This window comes from Streptomyces sp. NBC_00483 (genome assembly GCF_036013745.1).
GTDB lineage: Bacteria > Actinomycetota > Actinomycetes > Streptomycetales > Streptomycetaceae > Streptomyces.
In genome coordinates this window covers 3,927,459-3,946,813 of sequence record NZ_CP107880.1, presented here as the reverse complement: position 1 = coordinate 3,946,813, position 19,355 = coordinate 3,927,459, and the positions used below count along the sequence as shown (strand labels likewise).

The following is a 19,355-nucleotide window of genomic DNA, read 5'->3' as shown; positions in this document are numbered from 1 at the left end:
CGGGCGCGGCCGTCGATAATGGCCGAATGGGAAGGTCGCGAGGGAAGCAGGGGCAGGGGCGCGCGGGGCGGGAAGCCGTGGTCGAGAAGGTCGACGGTGGGCTCGCCGAGCTGGTGCCCGACCGGGACCGTCCGGCCGGCTGGACGCTGCTCGTGGACGGTGCGCCGCAGTCGCACGTGGATCTCGACGACCCGGGCCACCTCACCTTCGAGTACCAGCGCCGTATCGGGCACGTCATCGATCTGGCCGCCGAGCGGGGCCGCCCCGTGCAGGCCGTGCACCTCGGCGGCGGGGCGTTCACCCTGGCCCGCTACGTCGCCGCCACCCGGCCCCGCTCCACGCAGCAGGTCGTGGAGCGCGACGGGGCGCTGATCCAACTCGTGCGCGGCACGCTGCCGTTGGACCCGGGGCAGCGGATCCGGGTGCGGACCGCCGACGCGCGTGAGGCGCTGGCCAAGTTGCCCGACGACTGGGCGGACGTGCTCGTGGCCGATGTGTTCAGTGGGGCCCGGACGCCCGCGCATCTCACCAGTACGGAGTTCCTGGCGGAGGTGCGGCGGGTGTTGCGGCCGGCGGGGACGTATGTCGCGAATATCGCGGACGGGCCGCCGCTCGCGTATCTGCGGGGGCAGATCGCCACTGCCGCGGCTGTCTTTCCCGAGCTTGCGCTCGTCGCCGATCCGGCGGTGTTGCGGGGGAAGCGGTTCGGGAACGCGGTGCTGGTCGCGTCCGCGGGGGTGTTGGGGGTGGCGGAGTTGACGCGGCGGGCGGCGGGGGACCCTCACCCGGGGCGGGTTGTGCATGGCAAGGAGCTTGTGGACTTCACGGGTGGGGTGGGGGCGGTCACCGATGCGTCGGCGAAGGCGTCTCCGGCTCCGCCGCCGTCGGTGTTCCGCTAGTCGTGGCCCACGTCGCGGGGCTTTGCCCCGGGCCCCGCGCCTCAAACGCCGGCGGGGCTGGATTTGCCCACCCGCCGCTGGGCTTGAAAGATCGGGGCTCTGCCCCGGACCCCGCGAGTCTCGTCCCAGAGCGGGGCTTGAAAGCCCCTGGCCCCGCGGGCTCTCGTCCAAGAGCGGGGCTGAAAGCGGTCAGTACTTCGCGATCTCCACCGTCGGCTCGTGGTCGTGCCACGTGCAGAAGACTGAGACCTTTTTCTCACCCGAGGTGAATTCGACGCGGATCCACGTCGCCTGTTTCCACACCTCGACCGACCAGCCCGCGGCGGGTGTCGCGGAGACGAGGGTGGCCGAGGTCTTCTGGAGGTCGAAGACCGCGCGGCCGCCGGTCGTCGCGTAGCTCTTGACCGAGCCGGAGGACGGCGGCGCGGGGGACGTCGTACGAGGGGTGGGCGAGGGGGAGGACGCCGACCTCGACGGGGACGGTGACGTACGGCTCGGTGACGCCGACGGCTTGCGCGTCGACGTCGACGGTTCCGGCCGGTGGGTCGAGGAGGACACCGGCGGCTTCGCGTCCGGCTCGTCCTGCGTGGCCGCGACGGGCAGCGCCTGCGGCGGGTCGTACACCGTGCCCGACATCACCGTGTGGACGCCCCACCACGACAGCGTCACCGCGGCCCCGGTGGCGAGCAGCCACGCGACGCCGTGGGTGAGCCGTCGACGGCCGGGGTGGTCCTGGCTCGGGGAAGGCGGGGGCGGGCTCTCGTGCATCGCGGGCCATACTGCACCACACCCGCCCCGGCTGTCCCGCGAGCACCGCAGTCACCCGGCAGAGGGCCGAAAACCACCGGATGGCGTACGGTGCCGTCCCATGGCAAGTGTGCTCGTGGTCGAGGACGACCAGTTCGTACGCTCAGCCCTCATCCGGCACCTGACCGACGCCGCGCACACCGTGCGCAGCGTCGGCACCGCGTTGGAGGCGCTGCGCGAGGTCGCTCATTTCCGGTTCGACGTGGTGATTCTGGATCTTGGTCTGCCCGATCTCGACGGGGCCGAGGCGCTCAAGATGCTGCGCGGGATCACCGACGTACCCGTGATCATCGCCACTGCGCGGGACGACGAGGCCGAGATCGTGCGGCTGCTGAACGACGGCGCCGACGACTATCTGACCAAGCCGTTCTCGCCCGAGCACCTGTCCGCCCGGATGGCCGCCGTGCTGCGCCGCTCGCGGGGGACCACGGGCGCCGAGCCGCCCTCGCGGGTGATCCGGGTCGGTGGGCTCGCCATCGATCCGTTGCGGCGGCAGGCCGAGCTCGATGGTGCGCCGCTGGATCTGACGCGGCGCGAGTTCGACCTGCTGACCTTCCTCGCCGGACGCCCCGGCGTGGTCGTCGCGCGCAAGGAGCTGCTCGCCGAGGTGTGGCAGCAGTCGTACGGGGACGACCAGACCATTGATGTTCATTTGTCGTGGTTGCGGAGGAAGTTGGGGGAGACTGCCGCGCGGCCGCGGTATCTGCACACCCTGCGCGGCGTCGGTGTGAAGCTGGAGCCGCCGGCATGAGGTGGGCGCTGGTGAAGGTGTGCCTCGCCGTCACGACAATGGTGGTGGTCGCCTTCGCCGTACCGCTCGGCCTGGTCATCAAGGAGATGGCGCGGGACCGGGCCTTCTCCAACGCCGAGCGGACCGCCGCCGCCATCGGCCCCACCCTCTCCATCACCACCGACCGCGACCAGCTCGACCGCGCCCTCGCCACCGCGCAGACCGGCGGCGAGGACCGGATGTCGGTGTACGTCCCGGCCGGCGGCGGGAACGAGGCGATCCGGCTCGGTGAGCAGCGGGTCGGCCGGGACCGGCTCGACATCCGGCAGGCCACCGTCGTGGACGTGCCGGGCGGCTCGGTGTGGTTGCAGCCCATCGCGGTGAGCACGGGCAAGATCGCCGTCGTCGAGGTGTACGTGCCCGAGGCCGAGGTCACCAACGGCGTGACGACCGCGTGGGTCGTGCTCGGTGGTGTCGGCATCGCGTTGATCATCGGGTCCGTGGCGGTCGCGGACCGGCTCGGCGGGCGGATGGTGCAGCCGGCGCAGCGGCTCGTGGGCGCGGCGCACGATCTGGGGGACGGGAAGCTCGGGGCGCGGGTGCCCGAGGACGGTCCGACCGAGCTGCGGCTCGCCGCCGTGGCGTTCAATTCGATGGCTGATCAAGTTGTTCAACTGCTGGCCAATGAGAGGGAGTTGGCTGCCGATCTGTCGCATCGGCTGCGGACTCCGTTGACCGTGTTGCGGCTCAATGCCGCTTCTCTCGGGGACGGGCCCGCCGCCGAGCAGACCCGGGCCGCCGTGGAGCAGCTGGAGCACGAGGTCGACACCATCATCCGTACGGCCAGGGAAGCCAAGCCCCAGACCGCCGCGGCCGGGCCCGGCGCGGGCTGCGACGCCGCCGAGGTGATCCGCGAGCGGATGGACTTCTGGTCGGCGCTCGCCGAGGACGAGGGGCGCAAGGTGCGGGTCGCCGGCGTCGACCGGCCCGTGCGACTGCCGGTCGCCCGCGGGGAGTTGGCGGCCGCGCTCGACGCGCTGCTCGGCAACGTGTTCCGGCACACCCCCGAGGGCACGGCGTTCGCGGTCGATGTGCACCGGGCCGATGGCGCCGTGATCGTGCTCGTCTCCGACGCGGGCCCCGGCATCGCCGACCCGGAGGCCGCGCTGGCCCGCGGCACGGAGGGCGTCGAGGTCGGCTCGACCGGGCTCGGTCTGGACATCGCGCGCCGGGTCGCCGAGTCCACCGGCGGCGACGTGCGCATCGGCTCGTCCGTGCTCGGTGGCACCGAGGTGCGGATCTGGCTGCAGCTGGAGGGGTACCGGCCCGTCCAGGGGCGCCGCGGGCACGGGCGGCGCGGCCGGGAACGCAAAGGATTGGTATCGACCTTTAACCGGTCCCGATCCCTTACTTAAGTCAACCCTAAGATCCTCAACGCCCTTCCCTGTTGCCCGAATTGCCGGGTTGCGGGTCGCTAGCGTCTGCCGGGCCCCACCTACTCGTGGGCGCACCCACCCCCCACGCATACCTAAGGCAGGCACGCGATGAGCAGCAGCATGCACCGGCGCAGGATCAGCGGCAGGAAGAAGGCGGTGGGCGGTGTCGTGGCCGCCGCTCTCGTGGGTGGCGGCGCGTTCCTCTTCGCCTCAGGCGCGTCCGCCGAAGTGACGGACGCGGACGCGGGCGCCACTTTCGCTCCGTACGTCGACACCTCGTTGCAGCCGAAGTTCGATCTGGTCGACTCCTCCAAGGCCACCGGCGTCAAGGAGTTCAACCTCGCCTTCATCACCTCCGGCGGCGACTGCGCCCCGAAGTGGGGCGGCGTCACCGACCTCGGCAGTGACGAAGTCGCTTCGCAGATAGGTGACTTGAGGTCGGCGGGCGGTGACGTACGGGTCTCCTTCGGTGGCGCGTCCGGCACCGAGCTGGCGCAGGCCTGCTCCTCGGCGGGCGACCTCGCGGCGGCGTACCAGAAGGTCATCGACCAGTTCGACCTCACCAAGGTCGACTTCGACATCGAGGGCGGCGCGCTGCCCGACACGGCCGCCAACACCGAGCGCGCCGAGGCGATCGCGACGCTGCAGAAGAACAACCCCGACCTGAACGTGTCGGTGACGCTGCCGGTGATGCCCGAGGGCCTCACCCAGGACGGCGTGAACTTCCTCAAGAACGCCAAGGACAACGGCGCCTCGCCCGACCTCGTCAACATCATGGCGATGGACTACGGGGCGTCGTACAGCGGCGACATGGGCGACTACGCCGAGCAGGCGGCGACCGCCACGCAGGCGCAGGTGAAGTCGGCGCTCGGCCTGTCGGACGCGGATGCCTGGAAGGCCGTCGCGATCACCCCGATGATCGGTGTCAACGACGTCTCGTCCGAGGTCTTCAAGGTCGAGGACGCCACCCAGCTCGTCTCCTTCGCGAAGGAGAAGGGCCTCGGCGGCCTGTCGATGTGGTCGGCGACCCGCGACAAGGCGTGCGAGGGCGGGGCCTCCGACTCGGCGCAGCCGACGTGCAGCTCGGTGGAGCAGGAGGCGAACGCCTTCCAGAAGGCGTTCGCCTCGTTCAACTGACCCCTGGGGTCACGCCTTCGCGGTCCGCCACTCCTCCGCGTAGTCGTTGAAGATGCCACGCAGGTGGTGGCCGATCTTCAGGTAGTCGAGGTTGTCGAGGTTGGCCAGCGAGACGCGGACGGACCACGTGGGGCCCTCGAAGCCGCCGCCGTTGAGGAGCACCACGCCCGTCTGCTGGGCGAGCCGGAACAGGGCGTCGACCGGCTCGTAGTTCTTCTCCAGGTAGTCCGCGAATTCCTTGCCGTGGACGCGTTCGGCCTCGGCGAGGAGGTCCAGCTCGATGTAGTAGGCGGCCCGGTGGGGATCCTCGTGGATCTTCATCTGGGCGCCTTCGAGGAGCAGGTCGAGGCGCTGGTGGACGATGGAGCGGATCTTCTCCTTGTACGCCTGGCCCTCCTCCAGCATGTCGAACAGGGAGAAGAGCGTCATCATCACCTGTTGCGGCAGTGACAGGCCCGCCGTGTGGTTGAGCGCCACCTGCCGGGAGTCCGCGACGAGCCGGTCGATGAACCTGATCTTCTCCGGCTCCAGGGTGAGCGAGCCGTACCGCTTGTTGAGGCGGTCCTTCTCCTCCTGGGGGAGCTGGGCGATCCGCTCGTCGATGATGTTGTCGTCGTGCAGCCCGATCACGCCGAGCCGCCAGCCCGTGCACCCGTAGTGCTTCGAGTACGAGTAGACGAGCAGGGTGTTGCGCGGCAGGTCGGCGGCGATCGAGCGGAAGCCCTCGACGAACGTGCCGTACACGTCGTCGGTGACGAGCAGCAGGTTCGGGTTCTTCGCCGCGACGATCTCCTTGATCTGGTTCGCGACCCGGGTGCTCAGCGCCAGGGAGGGCGGGTTGGAGGGGTTGACCAGGCAGACCAGCTTGATCTCCGGGTCCTCCAGCTTGGCGACCTCCTCCTCCGGGTACCGCCACTCGCGCACGCCCGTCTCCGCGAACTTGCTGGCCGAGATGTACGTGACGTCGAACTCGTAGGTGTCGAGCTCGGCGATCTCGATGTACGGAGTGAAGACCGGGACCATCAGCGCGATCTTGTCGCCCTTCTTCAACAGCCCGTTCTTCATGAGGGAGTCGAAGATGTAGCACATGGCCGCCGTGCCGCCCTCGGTGGCGAACAGCGACAAGTTGTTGTCCGCGGGCGCCTTCTTGTCGAACATCTCGTCCGCGAGGTAGCCGCGCACCACCTGCTCGCCATGGGTCAACATGCGGTCGGGCACCGGGTAGTTGTCGCCCGTGATGCCGTCCGTCAGCTCGTGCACCCACTCGTCCTTGTCGAACCCGAAGCGCTGGATGCCGTGCTGGACGCACTGGGCGAGCAGTTCGATGCCCGGCAGGTCGGGGTGGCGGCGTACGAACGCGTCGAAGCGCTCGTACGCGCCGTGCTTCTCCGGCATCCCGCCGAGGTTGTCGGCGGTCCACACGCGCCGCGACTCCTCGAGGGCGAAGTAGCCGAGCGCGTAGTACGCCTCGCGGGGACCCGTGGCGATCCAGTTCGGGTTGCCGCGGCCCGCGTTGAGCATCTGGCGGCTCGACTTCTCCTTCTGGCCGGGCTTGTCGGCCTGCGCCTGCTCGGCGAGGTCGATGAAGATGTTCTTCAGCTCGAAGGGGGAGAGCTGGGCGTACTGCTGGATCTCTTCGCGCGTGAACGTCGTCTTGGTCATGAGGGGTCCTTAAGTGCGGTGCGGGGGCTCAGTGTTGGAGCAGGACGATCACGGCGCCCCAGATGGTCAGGAGCACGTTGCCGACCGCGTACGGGATCGTGTAGCCGAGCGTCGGCACCTGGGAGCGGGAGGACTCGTTGATCGCGCCGATCGCCGCGGTGGTGGTCTGGCCGCCGGCGAGGACGCCCATCAGGATCGGGAAGCGGATCTTCTGCACGTAGTGGCCGAAGAGGAAGCCGATCAGGAGGGGGACGACGGTGGCGACCGCGCCGAAGAGCAGCAGTCCCCAACCGGCCTCGGACAGACCCGAGGTGAAGCTCGGCCCCGCGTTGATGCCGACGATCGCGACGAACATGCACAGGCCGAGCGTGTCCATGAACCACTGGGCGCCGGGCGGCACATTGCCGTACGTCGGGTACTTGCCGCGGATGTAGCCGAAGATCAGGCCCATGATGAGCGCGCCACCGGAGGTGGAGAGCGAGATCGGGACGCCCGAGACGGTGAGCGCCGGGATGCCGATGCAGCCGCCGAGGAAGATGCCGATGCCGACCCAGATCATGTCGGTGGCGAACGAGGTGGGGACCGGCTTGCCGATGGCCGCGCCCGCCGGGTCCACGAGGCGCTTGGGCCCGGTGAGGATCAGCGTGTCACCGCGCTCGATCTTCGTGGAGAGGCGGTAGGGGAACTCGGCGCCCGAGCGGTAGATCTTGTCGACGTAGACGCCGACCATGAACGGCTCGCGCCTCAACTCCGCGACGGTCCTGCCCAGTTGGGCCTTCTCGGACGCCACCACGTGCAGCGACTCCGTCTCGTAGCCGAGCAGCTCCACATCGTCGGTCTCCATGCCGATGTGGGTGCGGGCGTCGTAGTCGACGAGCGAGCCGCGCAGCGCGCTGAGCGCGACGACGTCGCCCTCGCGCAGCGCGGTCCGCTGGGTGTGGTCGAGGATCTGCCCGTCGCGGCGCACCCGCGTGATGTAGATGCGGTGGCCGAGCTCCTTCTGCTGGTTCTCGAAGTCGTCGATGGTGCGGCCGACGATGTCGGGGCGCTCGATGGTGTAGGCGCGCAGCACCACCTCGTAGTAGCCCTCGGCCAGGTCCGGGTCGCTCTCGGGCGCGTCCAACTCCTTGGCGAGCTGGGCCGATTCGGCGGCTAGGTCCTTCTTGTAGAGCTTCGGCAGGATCGTGGCGAGCAGGATCGCGCACAGGATGGTGCCGAGCGGATACGTCACCGCGTAGCCGATCGCGACGAGGTTCTCCTCGTTCTTGGCCGCCCCGGAGGACAGGCCCGGCAGCGTGCCGATGGCGTCCTGCGCGACACCGATGACCGCGGACTGGGTGAGCGCGCCGCCGAGCAGTCCGGCCGAGAGCCCGGGGCCGTAGCCGAGCATCGCCGCGAAGACCCAGCAGATCAGCAGGCCGGACACGCAGACCACGACGGCGTTGAGGACCTGCGGCAGGCCGTCCGTCTTGAGGCCGCGGAAGAACTGCGGGCCGACCTTGTAGCCGAGGGCGAACAGGAACATGACGAAGAACAGGCTCTTCACCGTGCCGTTGATCTCGACCTCGGTCCAGGCGCCGAGGATCAGGCCCGCGATGAGGCAGCCGGTGACGGCGCCGAGCGCGATGGCCTTGTAGCGGATCTTCCCGAACAGGAAGCCGAAGGCGACCGTGAGGAAGATCAGGAGTTCCGGATAGGGCTGGAAGATGTTCCGGTTGAGGAAGTCGATCACGTCGTGAACCGCCCTCTCAGTTGCCGAGGATGCCGACGAGCACGGGGCCCGTCAGCGGGAGCAGGAAGTTGGAGAGGGCGTACGTGATCGTGTAGCCGAGCATCGGCACGGACGACTGCGCCACCTGGGTGACGGCGGTGATCGCGGGGGTCGAGCACTGCTGTCCCGCGATGGCTCCGATCAGGAGCGGTTTCTCGATCTTGAGGAGCTTGCGGCCGACGAACAGTGAGATCGTCGCGGGGATCAGCACCATCGCGATCCCGGCGAACGGCAGCAGCGCCCCGTACTCCTTGATCAGCGGCCAGGCCTGCGGCCCGGAGACGAGGCCCGTGCAGGCGATGAAGACCGCGAGCCCCATGTCCTTGATCGTCGAGGCGGCCTGCGGCGGGAACGCGCCGAAGGTCTGCGAGCGCGAGCGGAACCAGCCGAACAGCAGCCCCGAGATCAGACAGCCGCCGCCGGTGCCGAGCGACATCGGGATGTCGCCGAACTTCACCACGACCTGCCCGAGCAGTGAACCGGCCGCGATGCCGAGCCCCAGGTAGATGAAGTCGGTGGCGTCGTTCTTGACGACCGAGCCGATCCTGGCGACCAGCTTGTTCAGGCCCGAGCGGGCGCCCACCAGGGTCACCACGTCGCCGCGGTGCAGCACCGTGTCCCCGTTGGCGGGCATGTCCTGGTCGCCGCGGGTGATGTCGGTGACGTAGACGCCGTCCTTGTAGAACTCGGGGTACGCCTTCTGCAGCTCGTCGACGGACTTCCCGTCCAGCGCCTTGTCGGTGACCGAGACCTCGCGGGAGGCGAGCGGCGAGTCGAGCCCCGGCACGCCCGGCGTCTCCGGGCCGATGACCCGGCCCGCGTCGATCACGTTCGCCCGGCGGCCGACCAGGAGCACCAGGTCGGAGAGGGTGAGCTCCAGGCCGGGCGCGACGTCGAGGACCTTGCTGCCGCGCTTGACCGACTCGACGGTGACGCGCTCGCCGAGCGAGGACTGAAGGTCCCCGACCGTACGTCCGTCGGCCGTCGTCACCAGGTACGTGCGGCCCACCATGCCCGGCAGGGCGGGGCGCTCGTCCGCCTCCAGGCTGCCCTTGCTGCGCGTGCGCTCCCACAGCTCACGGGCGGCGTCGCGCAGGTTGATGCGCATCATCATCGGCATGATCTGGCTCGTGTAGAGCACGATCGTGATCAGGCCGAAGAGGTAGCAGACCGTGTACGCGGTGGCGACGTTGCCCTGGTACTCGGTGATCTGAGCGGCCGTGAGGTTGCTGAGCTTGCCGATGGACTCGGTGGCCGTGCCGACGACCGCGGACTCGGTGGCGGCGCCGGCCAGGATGCCGGAGGCCGTGCCGACGTCCAGGTCGAACCAGCTCGCCAGGCCGAGCGCGATGCCGATGACACAGACCAGCTCGATGCCGCACAGCACGAAGAAGCGCAGGCTCTTCTTGTTGAGGTTGCGGAAGAACTGCGGCCCGGCCATGTAGCCGAGCGCGAAGATGAACAGCGCGAAGAACACGGTCTTCACGTCGTCGGAGACATGGGCCTTGGTCCAGGCCCCGAGCAGCAGCGAGACGATCAGCGTCCCGCAGATGCCGCCCAACGTCAGCGGCCCCACGCGCAGCTTCCCCACGAGGTAGCCGAGCGCGAGGCTCACGAACAGGACGAGTTCCGGATGGTCCTTGAGAACACCCATGGCGCTTCAGGACCGCTCGTATTGGTTGATATCGGGCATACGGGAAAGCTAAGGGCCGGTGCCCGCCGCTGCCACGCGACGCGCACCGGCCCACTGCCCGCCGGGGGTCACGATTCGGCGGGCAGCCCCCCGCTGCGCGCGACCTGGGAGTACCAGGTGGCGCTGGACTTCGGGATGCGCTCCTGCGTCTCGTAGTCGACGTACACGGCGCCGAACCGCTTGCCGTATCCGTAGGACCACTCGAAGTTGTCGAGCAGCGACCAGAGGAAGTAGCCGCGGACGTCGGCGCCCTGCTCGATGGCGTCGTGGACGGCGGCGAGGTGGGAGCGCAGATAGCGGATGCGGTCCGGGTCGTGCACGCGGCCGTCGGCGTCGACCACATCGTCGTACGCCGCCCCGTTCTCGGTCACATAGAGCGGGATGCCCGGCGCGAGAGCGGTGTGGTCGAGGAGCAGGTCGGTGAGGCCGGTCGGGTCCACGGGCCAGTTCATGGCGGTGAGTTCGCCGGGCGCGTGGTGGAAGGCGACGTCGTCGGCGCCCGGCCACGGGGTGTGCTCGCTGGCGCCGTGTCCGTCGAGGCGGGGGCCCGCCTGTTCGGGGCGGGCGGCCGAGACGACGGCCGGCGTGTAGTAGTTCAGGCCGATGAAGTCGAGCGGCTGGTGGATCGCCGCGGTGTCCCCGTCCCGCACGAACGACCAGTCCGTGATGGCCGCGGTGTCGGTGAGGAGGTCGCGCGGATAGGCGCCCTTGAGCAGCGGCCCGGTGAAGACCCGGTTCGCGAGCGCGTCGATCCGGCGTCGGGCGTTCTGGTCCTCGGGGCTCTCGGTGAGCGCCCTGACCACGCTCGGGTTCAGGCTGATGCCGACCTTGGCGCGGGCCGGCAGCACGCCGCGCAGGGCCGAAGTGGCAAGCCCGTGACCGAGGTTGAGGTGGTGCGCCGCGCGCAGGGCGGCCGCCGGGTCCGTCCGCCCGGGGGCGTGCACCCCGGAGCTGTAGCCCAAGAAGGCGCTGCACCAGGGCTCGTTGAGCGTCACCCAGCTCTCGACGCGGTCGCCGAGCGCCTCGCCGACGAGCCCCGCGTACTCCGCGAACCGGTAGGCGGTGTCCCGCTCGGGCCAGCCGCCCGCGTTCTCCAACTCCTGTGGCAGGTCCCAGTGATAGAGCGTCACCACGGGCTTGATCTCATTGGCGAGCAGCTCGTCCACGAGCCCACGGTAGAAGTCGAGCCCGCGCTGCACGGCGGGCCCGCGCCCGGTGGGCTGCACCCGCGGCCACGCCACGGAGAAGCGGTAGGAGGTCAGCCCCAGGTCGGCCATGAGCCGCACGTCGTCGCGCCACCGGTGGTAGTGGTCCACGGCGACGTCCCCCGTGTCGCCGTTCAGCACCTTCCCCGGCGTATGACTGAACGTGTCCCAGATCGACGGCGTCCGCCCGTCCTCCCGCACGGCCCCCTCGATCTGATACGAGGCAGTGGCCGCCCCCCAAAGAAACCCGGCCGGAAACCGGGTCGCGACGGGTTCGCCGGTGAGGGCGGTGCTGGTGTTGTCAGTGGTGGTCATAGGAGCGCTCCCATAGATAGTGATCAGACGGGGCGGGCACTTCGAGCCGCGCACATCAAGCCCCTGCGGCGATTGAGCAGATCCAGCCCCGCCGGCGTTTGAGGCGCGGGGTCCGGGGCGGAGCCCCGAGGCGTAGGAGCGGCGGGGCGCAACGAGAACACCCCGCCCACCCCGTGATCACCCCTTAACCGCCCCCTGCATGATCCCGCCCACAATCTGCTTCCCGAACAGCAGAAACGCGACAAGCAACGGCAACGTCCCCAACAACGCCCCCGCCATGATCACCGAGTCATCGGGGATGTACCCGGTCCCGAGCGCGTTCAGCGCGACCTGCACCGTGGGGTTCTCCTGGTTGAGCGCGATGATCGGCCACAGGAAGTCGTTCCAGGCCATGACGAACGTCAGCAGCCCGAGCACGGCCATCGCGGGCCGCGCCGCGGGGAACACCACATGCCAGACCACCCGCAGACTGCTCGCCCCGTCGACCCGCGCCGCCTCGATGAGCTCGGTCGGCAGCGCCTGCACCAGGTACTGCCGCATGAAGAACGTGCCGAAGGCGGACACGAGCGTCGGCAGGATGACGGTCTGCAGCTGGTTGGCCCAGCCCAGGTCGGACATCCACAAGTACAGCGGTACGACGGCCAGTTGCGGCGGAATCATCATCGTGCCGATGGTCATCAACAGCAGCGTCGAGGAGAAGCGGAACTTCAGCTTGGCGAAGGCGAATCCCGCGAGCGTGGAGAACAGCACGGTGCCGACGGTGATGCAGCTCGCCACGAGGATCGTGTTGAACATCGCGGAACCCATGCCGGCCTGGTTCCAGGCGGTGTCCAGGTTCTTGAACAGATTGCCGCCGAACCAGAACGGCGGCGGCGTCTGGGCGAGCCGGGCGTTCGTACGGGACGCCGCGATCACCGTCCACAGCAGCGGCGCCAGGGAGATCACGCCGAACAGGGCCAGGGAGACATAGGTGATGGGCCCCGCGTGCAGCTGCTTGCCCGCGCCCATGATCCGTCGGCGGGTCGGCGGCCCGGCGCCCTCCTTGGCCAGCCGGCCGGGCGTCACATCACTGATGGTGGTCATTGGGCCTTCCTCAGCCGTCGGGTGATCAACAGGTTGATCGCGGCGATGACCAAAAGGATCAGGAACATCGACCAGGCGATGGCGGCCGCCTTGCCGAGGTTGCCGTTGATCCAGCCCTGGTCGTACATGTACAGGCCGAGCGTCTGGTACTGGTGCTGGGACCCACCCTTGGTGCCGCTGACCCCGCCGAACAGCAGCGGCTCACCGAACAGTTGGGTCGCGCCGATGGTGGAGACGACGACGGTGAACAGGATCGTCGGCCGCAGCATCGGAACGGTCACGTGCCGGAACTGCTGCCAGCGGTTCGCGCCGTCCAGCGCCGCCGACTCGTACAGGTCGGCCGGGATGGCCTGCATCGCGGCGAGGTAGATCAGCGCGTTGTACCCGGTCCACCGCCAGATCACGATGGAGGAGACCGCGAGTTGTGAACCCCAGTCGGACTCACGCCAGTTGACCGGGTCGATGCCGACCAGGTCGAGCGCCCAGTTGATCATTCCGTTGTCCGGCGAGAACAGCAGGACGAACACGAGCGTCGCCGCCGCCACCGAAGTGGCGTACGGGGTGAGCATGACGACGCGCCACACGATGGAGCCGCGCAGCCGGTAGTTGAGCATGTGGGCGAGCCAGATCGCCACGATCAACTGCGGCACGGTGGAGATCACGCCGATGGTGAACGTGTTCCCCAGGGCGTTCCAGAAGAATTCCGAGTCGAACAGGTTCGTGTAGTTCTTCAGGCCCGCCCAGGTCTGGCTGTCGAGGGACGACAGCTGCACGTTGTGCAGCGAGTACCAAGCGGTGTAGAGCAGCGGCACAAGCGAGAAGGCACCGAAGATGATGAAGAAGGGGGCGATGAACGCGTACGGCGACGCCTTCATGTCCCAGCGGTACAGCCGGCTGCGCCAGGACGTGTCCGACGGCGGCGTACCGCGACCCTGAGCGCCCCGGGCCGCGCCCGACTCCTCGGTGGAGTCGGACGCGGCGTCGGCGCTCGACGCGGTCTGCGCGAGAGCCTCGTTGGAGCTGGTCACTGGCCGAGCACGTCCTTGACCTCGCTGGTGGCAGCGTCCCAGCCCTGCTCGGGCGACTTGCCCTTCTGCTCGACCTGGAGGATGCCCGTGTCGGTGATCGCCGTGTTGATCGGCTGGTCCTTGATGCCGAAGATCTGCACCGGGATGGTCTTCGCCGAGTCGGAGAAGATCTGCGTCAGCGGCGCGTCCGAGAAGTACGCCAGGGTCTCGGCCTTCGGCTTCAGGGTCGAGTACGCCGACGGGGTCGACGGGAAGCTGGCCTGCTTGGCGAAGACCTTCGCCTGCTGCGCGGGGGCGGTCAGCCACTTCGCGAGGGCGATGGCCTCCTTCTGGTGCTTGCTCGCCGTCGGCACACCGATGAAGGAGCCGCCCCAGTTGGCCGCGGTCGGCGCGGCCGCGATGTCCCACTTGCCCTCGCCGGCGTCACCGGACTTCTCCTGGATGTAGCCGACCATCCACGCCGGGCAGGCGACGGTGGCGAACTTGGCGTTGGCGAAGCCCTGGTCCCACGGCTTGTCGAACTGCTTCAGCTTCGCCGACATGTTGGAGGTCGCCACCTCCATCGAGGCGTCCCACGACTTCTTGACACCCTCGGACTTGTCCCAGATGACGTTGCCGCTCTTGTCGTAGTAGCGGTCCTTCGCGCCGCCCAGCGCCGCGTTGTAGACCGACGAGGCGGAGTCCACGAACTTGGTGCCGCTCGGCGCCTTCTTCATGTAGTCCTTGCCGACGTCGACGTACTTCGCCCAGTCGCCCTTCCACATCTCGGCGAGCTTGGTGCGGTCGGTGGGCAGGCCGGCCTTCTTGAAGAGGTCCTTGCGGTAGCAGATCGCCATCGGACCGACGTCGGTGCCGAGCCCGATCAGCTTGCCGTCCTTGGTGGTGGCCTGCTTGTTCTTCCAGTCCAGCCACTGCGACTTGTCGACCTCCTTGCCGAGGTCGACGAACTTGTTCGCCTGCGTCTGCACGGCCTCGGTGATGTTGCCGATCTCGATGGCCTGGATGTCGTCGGTGCCGGATCCGGCCTGCAGACGGGTGAGGGTCTTGGGCCAGTAGACGTCGGTCCGGGTGGTGACGTTTTCCTTGATGGTGATGTTCTTGTGCAGCTTCATGTACTCGTCGTAGAGCCCGGCCTGCTTGTAACCGAAGGTGCCGAAGGTGCCGACCGTCAGTGTGGTCGCGCCCTCCTTGTCACCGGAGCCTCCGGCGCCCCCGGAGTCGTCGCCGTCATCGCTCGCACAACCGGCAAGCAGGCCTGTGGCCAAGGCGGCGACGACCGCGAAGGTCATCGCGCGTCGGGACGTACGGGCAGTGCGCATTGCGTCCTCCAAGTGCTCAAGTGCTCTTGATGCTGAGACGTGCAGACCCCCCGGCCAACTGCCACTGCCAACTGTTGTACTGGGCCCGGTTGTTCACTTGCGGCTCGGGCGGGGAACGTGCGGCTTCTGTATGCGTCCAGTAGGGTGGGAGCGCTCCCATCCGTGATGAGTTGAAGGGTCGTCGCTCGAACCCGGGGTGTCAAGACACTCGGCGGCGACAAGTTCGTGCGGTTATCGGGCTGTTAGATTCCGCTCAAGATCTGGGGAGGTACGAGTCATGGTGGCTCACGGCACGCACGGCAGGCGCCCGACCCTCGAGGAGGTCGCGGCCCGAGCGGGCGTCGGCCGGGGCACGGTCTCCCGTGTCATCAACGGGTCGCCGCGGGTCAGCGACCGCACCCGCGCCGCGGTCGAGGAGGCGGTCGCCGAGCTCGGCTATGTACCGAACACGGCGGCCCGTGCCCTCGCGGCCAACCGCTCGGACTCCATAGCCGTGGTGGTCCCGGAGGCCGAGTCCCGGTTCTTCTCCGAGCCGTACTTCTCCGGCATGGTCGGCGGCGTCGGCCTCGCCCTCGCCGAGACCAACCTCCAGCTCCTGCTCACCTTCGCCCGCGGCGAGCGCGAACAGGACCGGCTGGCCACCTACCTCGCCGCCCACCGCGTCGACGGCGTCCTCCTGGTCTCGGTGCACTCCGACGACCCGCTCGCGGACCGCCTCATCCAGATGGACATCCCGACCGTGATCAGCGGCCCCCGCTCCGCGGACGAGCCGCTGCCCTCGGTCGACACCGACAACTACGCGGGCGCCCGCTCCGCCGTCGAGCACCTGGTCTCCCGGGGCCGCCGCTCCGTCGCGATCATCGCGGGCCCGCTCGATGTGTACGGGGCCCAGCGCCGCTTCGGCGGCTACGTGGACGAGCTGGCCGCGAGCGGCATCGGCTACGACGAGAAGCTGGTGACCTACGGAGACTTCACGGAGGAGGGCGGCCGCCGCTGCATGGAGGAGCTCCTGGAGTGCGGCACCGGCCTCGACGCGGTCTTCGCCTGCTCCGACCTGATGGCCTCGGGCGCCCGCCAGGTGCTGCGCGAGGCGGGCCGCCGCATCCCCGACGACGTCTCCCTGGTCGGCTTCGACGACTCGGTGATCGCCCGCCACATGGAGCCGGGCCTCACCAGCGTGCGCCAGCCCACCCTGGACATGGGCCGGGCGATGACGGGGCTGCTGCTCGACGAGATCGCCCTGGCCGCGGAGGGGAAGCGCTCGTCCGTCCGCCGGGGCACGCAGCGGCACCTGGTGCTTCCGACGGAGCTGGTGGTCCGCGCCTCGTCGTAGATGTGGCCCCGGGGGTCAGCATCCCCCGGGAACGCCGAAGGCCCCGGTTCTCTCGAACCGGGGCCTTCGGATCCTTCAGGGTGAGTGACGGGACTTGAACCCGCGGCCACCTGGACCACAACCAGGTGCTCTACCAACTGAGCTACACCCACCATGTCCGGTCGTTTGTCTTTCTTCCGACCGGCCGAGAAAAAGTGTACAGGGTCCGAAGGGGTGCTCGCGCACACCTTTTCCCGGGTGGGTCCGGACCCCGTACACAGGGGCTTACGAGGGATTATTCCGCAGGCAGGACGTACTTCGCCGCGATCGACTTCGCGGTGTCCGAGTCCGGCCCGGGCTGCGGGACGAAGACCGCCTCGCGGTAGTAGCGCAGCTCGGCGATGGACTCGCGGATGTCGGCGAGCGCCCGGTGGTTGCCGTTCTTGTCCGGACTGTTGAAGTACGCCCTCGGGTACCAGCGCCTGGCGAGCTCCTTGACCGAGGACACATCGACGATCCGGTAGTGGAGGTAGTCCTCCAGCGTCGGCATGTCACGCAGCAGGAATCCTCGGTCGGTACCGACCGAGTTCCCGCAGAGCGGGGCCTTGCCCGCGTCCTTGACGTGCTCACGCACGTACGCCAGGACCTGTTCCTCGGCGTCCGCGAGCGTCGTGCCGCCCGCCAGCTCGTCGAGGAGACCCGAGGCGGTGTGCATGTTGCGCACCACCTCGGGCATCGTCTCCAGGGCCTCGTCCGGCGGGCGGATCACGATGTCCACACCGTCGCCGAGTACGTTCAGCTCCGAGTCGGTGACCAGTGCGGCCACCTCGATGAGCGCGTCGTTCGCCAGCGAGAGTCCGGTCATCTCGCAGTCGATCCACACCATGCGATCGTTCATGCGCCCAACCCTACGGGTCCGACCTTCCCACTGGCAGACGACGGGCATCAGCTCCTGTGCTCGGTGCTGTCCTGCGGGCCTACGAAGCCGTGCGCGGGCCGGGCAGACCCGAGTGGCCCATCGGCATCGAAGCCGCGTGCGGGCCGAGTGCGCTCGCGGCTGCCGTGCGCCGGGACTGCGCGGGGACCGGAGTCCCCTCGGCGCCCGGCACACCCGCGAGCTCGACCGTCCTGTCGGGCTTCTCCGGCTTCCCGTGACTCTCGCTCGGCTGTGGCCTGCGCGCCCGGTAGGCAGCCCGGTACGCGGCCGGGGACGAGCCCAGCTGGCGCCGGAAGTGCCCGCGCAGCGCGACGGGGGAGCGGAAGCCGCAGCGGCCCGCCACCTCGTCGACCGAGTAGTCGGACGTCTCCAGGAGCCGCTGGGCCTGCAGCACCCGCTGCGTGATCAGCCACTGGAGCGGGGCGGACCCCGTCAGTGACCGGAAGCGGCGGTCGAAGGTGCGGCGGCTCATATAGGCGCGGGCGGCGAGCGTCTCCACGTCGAACTGCTCGTGGAGGTGCTCCAGGGCCCAGGCGACGACCTCGGCCAGCGGGTCCGCGCCGATCTCCTCGGGTAAAGACCTGTCGAGGTAGCGCTCCTGGCCGCCGCTGCGGCGCGGTGGGACCACCAGACGGCGGGCGAGCGCTCCGGCCGCCTCGTTGCCGTGGTCCGTGCGCACGATGTGCAGACACAGATCTATACCGGCCGCGGTGCCGGCGCTCGTCAGTACGTCGCCGTCGTCCACGAAGAGCTCGCGCGGGTCCACATGGACCGACGGATAGCGCTTGGCGAGCGTCGGCGCGTACATCCAATGCGTGGTCGCCGGACGGCCGTCCAGCAGGCCTGCCGCGGCGAGCACGAAGGCTCCCGTGCACAGGCCGACGATGCGCGCGCCCTCTTCGTGGGCGCGACGCAAGGCGTCCAACGCCTCCTCCGGTGGCGGAGAAGTGATGGACCGCCAGGCGGGCACGACCACCGTGCCCGCTCGCGATATCGCCTCGAGTCCGTGCGGCGCGGTGAGTTCGAGTCCCCCCGTGGTCCTCAGGGGTCCCTCTTCGCCGGAGCACACGAGCAATCGATAGCGCGGAACTCCCGCGTCCTGTCGGTCGATGCCGAACACGGAGAGTGGAATGGAACTCTCGAAGATGGGTCCGCCGCTGAACAGCAGCACCGCGACGATCTCTCGTCGACGGCGCCCCGACAGCTTGCGAGCCGCCGCCTCCGGCGCGGTGGTGGCGTCGTGGCTCATGCTGCTAAGCCCCCCTCGGTGATCCCGGCTCCCTCAATATTTTGACGGGTCGTTCGCTCCTGCACGTTTCCCCTCGGTGATGCACGAAGTCCCCCGCCGCCTTCAGATCAGACAGTCAAGATCGAATCTACTGCGTCCCATGGTGCCGTCGTGACCAGTTAAGAACCTGACAGATTGTCGACAAGGCAACTTGGCGTGAAGCATTCGATCACGAAGCGTTGCACTCAAGGGCGTTGCTGGGAAGTGGGCCTCAACTCCGTGGCCGGTCCCCGTAGGGTGGAAGCGCTTTTTATCGCTGTTTCTGCCCTGGTGGAACGGGGGTTGGAGGAGGCGAAACGCAAGGGGTGGCCCGCTGGCCCAAGTTGGCTGAAAATTATCGGAGCGCCGCGTTGAAACCGGTCAGCCAACGGGCGTATCCCGCTCGGTCCGGCGCTCGCCGTCCCGCGCGTCCGACCCGCTCCCGCCGTGCCGACCACGATGCGCCCGGCATTGTTCACTGTGCAACTGTGCAGCCCCGCGCTCCGACTGTCGAAGGAGTAACCGGCACGCCGTGGTGATCGCCGCGAGCCCCAGGGCGGCGCCGGCGGCGCCCGCGCCGGAGGAGCCGTACCAGACGAGTACGAGCGGCGGCACCAGGACGCAGCTGAACGCGGCCCAGCGCGCGGGCAGGGGTGCGTCGGGATGGGCCGCGGCGCTGGTTCGCTGGGCGATGGTCGGTCCGGGCACTGAGCGCTCCCCTGTGTCTTTCGGTACGCGAGTTCAACGCCGCCGA

The 19,355-nt window shown here is 69.0% G+C and carries 16 protein-coding genes and 1 tRNA gene; 5 read left to right on the top strand and 12 right to left on the bottom strand.

All coding sequences use genetic code 11. From position 1 onward, the window contains the following. The first annotated feature begins 26 nt into the window (after positions 1 to 26). Positions 27 to 899, top strand: coding sequence for a spermidine synthase (locus OHA73_RS17370; RefSeq protein WP_267070338.1), 873 nt, complete (start codon positions 27 to 29; stop codon positions 897 to 899). Positions 900 to 1,088: 189 nt separating this feature from the next. Here the strand turns inward: OHA73_RS17370 and OHA73_RS17365 are convergent, their stop codons facing one another. After that, positions 1,089 to 1,667 carry a hypothetical protein gene (locus OHA73_RS17365; protein WP_267070339.1) on the bottom strand — a complete coding sequence of 193 codons (579 nt, stop codon included), beginning with the start codon at positions 1,665 to 1,667 and terminating at the stop codon, positions 1,089 to 1,091. 100 nt (positions 1,668 to 1,767) lie between these two features. Between OHA73_RS17365 and OHA73_RS17360 the strand changes: the two genes are divergently transcribed. The 3 genes from OHA73_RS17360 to OHA73_RS17350 all read left to right on the top strand — a co-directional run bounded on the left by OHA73_RS17360 (position 1,768) and on the right by OHA73_RS17350 (position 5,009). Then, positions 1,768 to 2,457, top strand: coding sequence for a response regulator transcription factor (locus OHA73_RS17360; RefSeq protein ID WP_266710642.1), 690 nt, complete (start codon positions 1,768 to 1,770; stop codon positions 2,455 to 2,457). Next, positions 2,454 to 3,851 (top strand): sensor histidine kinase, encoded by a 1,398-nt coding sequence (locus OHA73_RS17355; RefSeq protein ID WP_267070340.1) that lies wholly within the window; start codon positions 2,454 to 2,456, stop codon positions 3,849 to 3,851. The genes OHA73_RS17360 and OHA73_RS17355 overlap by 4 nt, the downstream gene beginning before the upstream one ends. A gap of 129 nt (positions 3,852 to 3,980) precedes the next feature. Continuing rightward, complete coding sequence (locus OHA73_RS17350; RefSeq protein WP_267070341.1) at positions 3,981 to 5,009, top strand: chitinase; 1,029 nt, start codon at positions 3,981 to 3,983, stop codon at positions 5,007 to 5,009. A 9-nt stretch (positions 5,010 to 5,018) separates the two neighbouring features. Here the strand turns inward: OHA73_RS17350 and OHA73_RS17345 are convergent, their stop codons facing one another. From OHA73_RS17345 to OHA73_RS17315, 7 genes are all read right to left on the bottom strand, one after another. Further along, entirely contained in the window at positions 5,019 to 6,671 is a 1,653-nt protein-coding gene (locus tag OHA73_RS17345; RefSeq protein WP_267070342.1) for a bifunctional aspartate transaminase/aspartate 4-decarboxylase, read from the bottom strand. Between the two features lie 28 nt (positions 6,672 to 6,699). Next, on the bottom strand, positions 6,700 to 8,403 hold the full coding sequence (aspT, locus tag OHA73_RS17340) for an aspartate-alanine antiporter (protein ID WP_267070343.1): 1,704 nt from the start codon (positions 8,401 to 8,403) through the stop codon (positions 6,700 to 6,702). Positions 8,404 to 8,419: 16 nt separating this feature from the next. Continuing rightward, positions 8,420 to 10,096: an aspartate-alanine antiporter gene (gene aspT / locus OHA73_RS17335; protein ID WP_266710632.1), complete on the bottom strand. Its 1,677-nt coding sequence runs from the start codon at positions 10,094 to 10,096 to the stop codon at positions 8,420 to 8,422. A 107-nt stretch (positions 10,097 to 10,203) separates the two neighbouring features. Beyond that, positions 10,204 to 11,655 carry a GH1 family beta-glucosidase gene (locus tag OHA73_RS17330; RefSeq protein ID WP_267070344.1) on the bottom strand — a complete coding sequence of 484 codons (1,452 nt, stop codon included), beginning with the start codon at positions 11,653 to 11,655 and terminating at the stop codon, positions 10,204 to 10,206. Between the two features lie 177 nt (positions 11,656 to 11,832). Beyond that, positions 11,833 to 12,738, bottom strand: coding sequence for a carbohydrate ABC transporter permease (locus OHA73_RS17325; RefSeq protein ID WP_267070345.1), 906 nt, complete (start codon positions 12,736 to 12,738; stop codon positions 11,833 to 11,835). Continuing rightward, the gene (locus tag OHA73_RS17320; protein ID WP_266710626.1) at positions 12,735 to 13,766 is read right to left on the bottom strand and encodes a carbohydrate ABC transporter permease; all 1,032 of its coding nucleotides are present in this window, start codon (positions 13,764 to 13,766) and stop codon (positions 12,735 to 12,737) included. Before OHA73_RS17320 ends, OHA73_RS17325 begins: the two co-directional genes overlap by 4 nt. Further along, entirely contained in the window at positions 13,763 to 15,085 is a 1,323-nt protein-coding gene (locus OHA73_RS17315; protein ID WP_266710624.1) for an ABC transporter substrate-binding protein, read from the bottom strand. The genes OHA73_RS17320 and OHA73_RS17315 overlap by 4 nt, the downstream gene beginning before the upstream one ends. A 277-nt stretch (positions 15,086 to 15,362) precedes the next feature. Between OHA73_RS17315 and OHA73_RS17310 the strand changes: the two genes are divergently transcribed. Further along, on the top strand, positions 15,363 to 16,418 hold the full coding sequence (locus OHA73_RS17310; protein ID WP_267070346.1) for a LacI family DNA-binding transcriptional regulator: 1,056 nt from the start codon (positions 15,363 to 15,365) through the stop codon (positions 16,416 to 16,418). 79 nt (positions 16,419 to 16,497) lie between these two features. Here OHA73_RS17310 and OHA73_RS17305 read toward each other — a convergent pair. From OHA73_RS17305 to OHA73_RS17290, 4 genes are all read right to left on the bottom strand, one after another. Beyond that, a tRNA-His gene (locus tag OHA73_RS17305) sits at positions 16,498 to 16,570 on the bottom strand. 122 nt (positions 16,571 to 16,692) lie between these two features. Then, positions 16,693 to 17,295: an oligoribonuclease gene (gene orn, locus OHA73_RS17300; protein ID WP_266719301.1), complete on the bottom strand. Its 603-nt coding sequence runs from the start codon at positions 17,293 to 17,295 to the stop codon at positions 16,693 to 16,695. Positions 17,296 to 17,374: 79 nt separating this feature from the next. Then, positions 17,375 to 18,583 (bottom strand): GlxA family transcriptional regulator, encoded by a 1,209-nt coding sequence (locus OHA73_RS17295; protein ID WP_266719303.1) that lies wholly within the window; start codon positions 18,581 to 18,583, stop codon positions 17,375 to 17,377. 399 nt (positions 18,584 to 18,982) lie between these two features. Beyond that, positions 18,983 to 19,309, bottom strand: coding sequence for a hypothetical protein (locus OHA73_RS17290; RefSeq protein ID WP_443063089.1), 327 nt, complete (start codon positions 19,307 to 19,309; stop codon positions 18,983 to 18,985). Positions 19,310 to 19,355 lie beyond the last annotated feature (46 nt).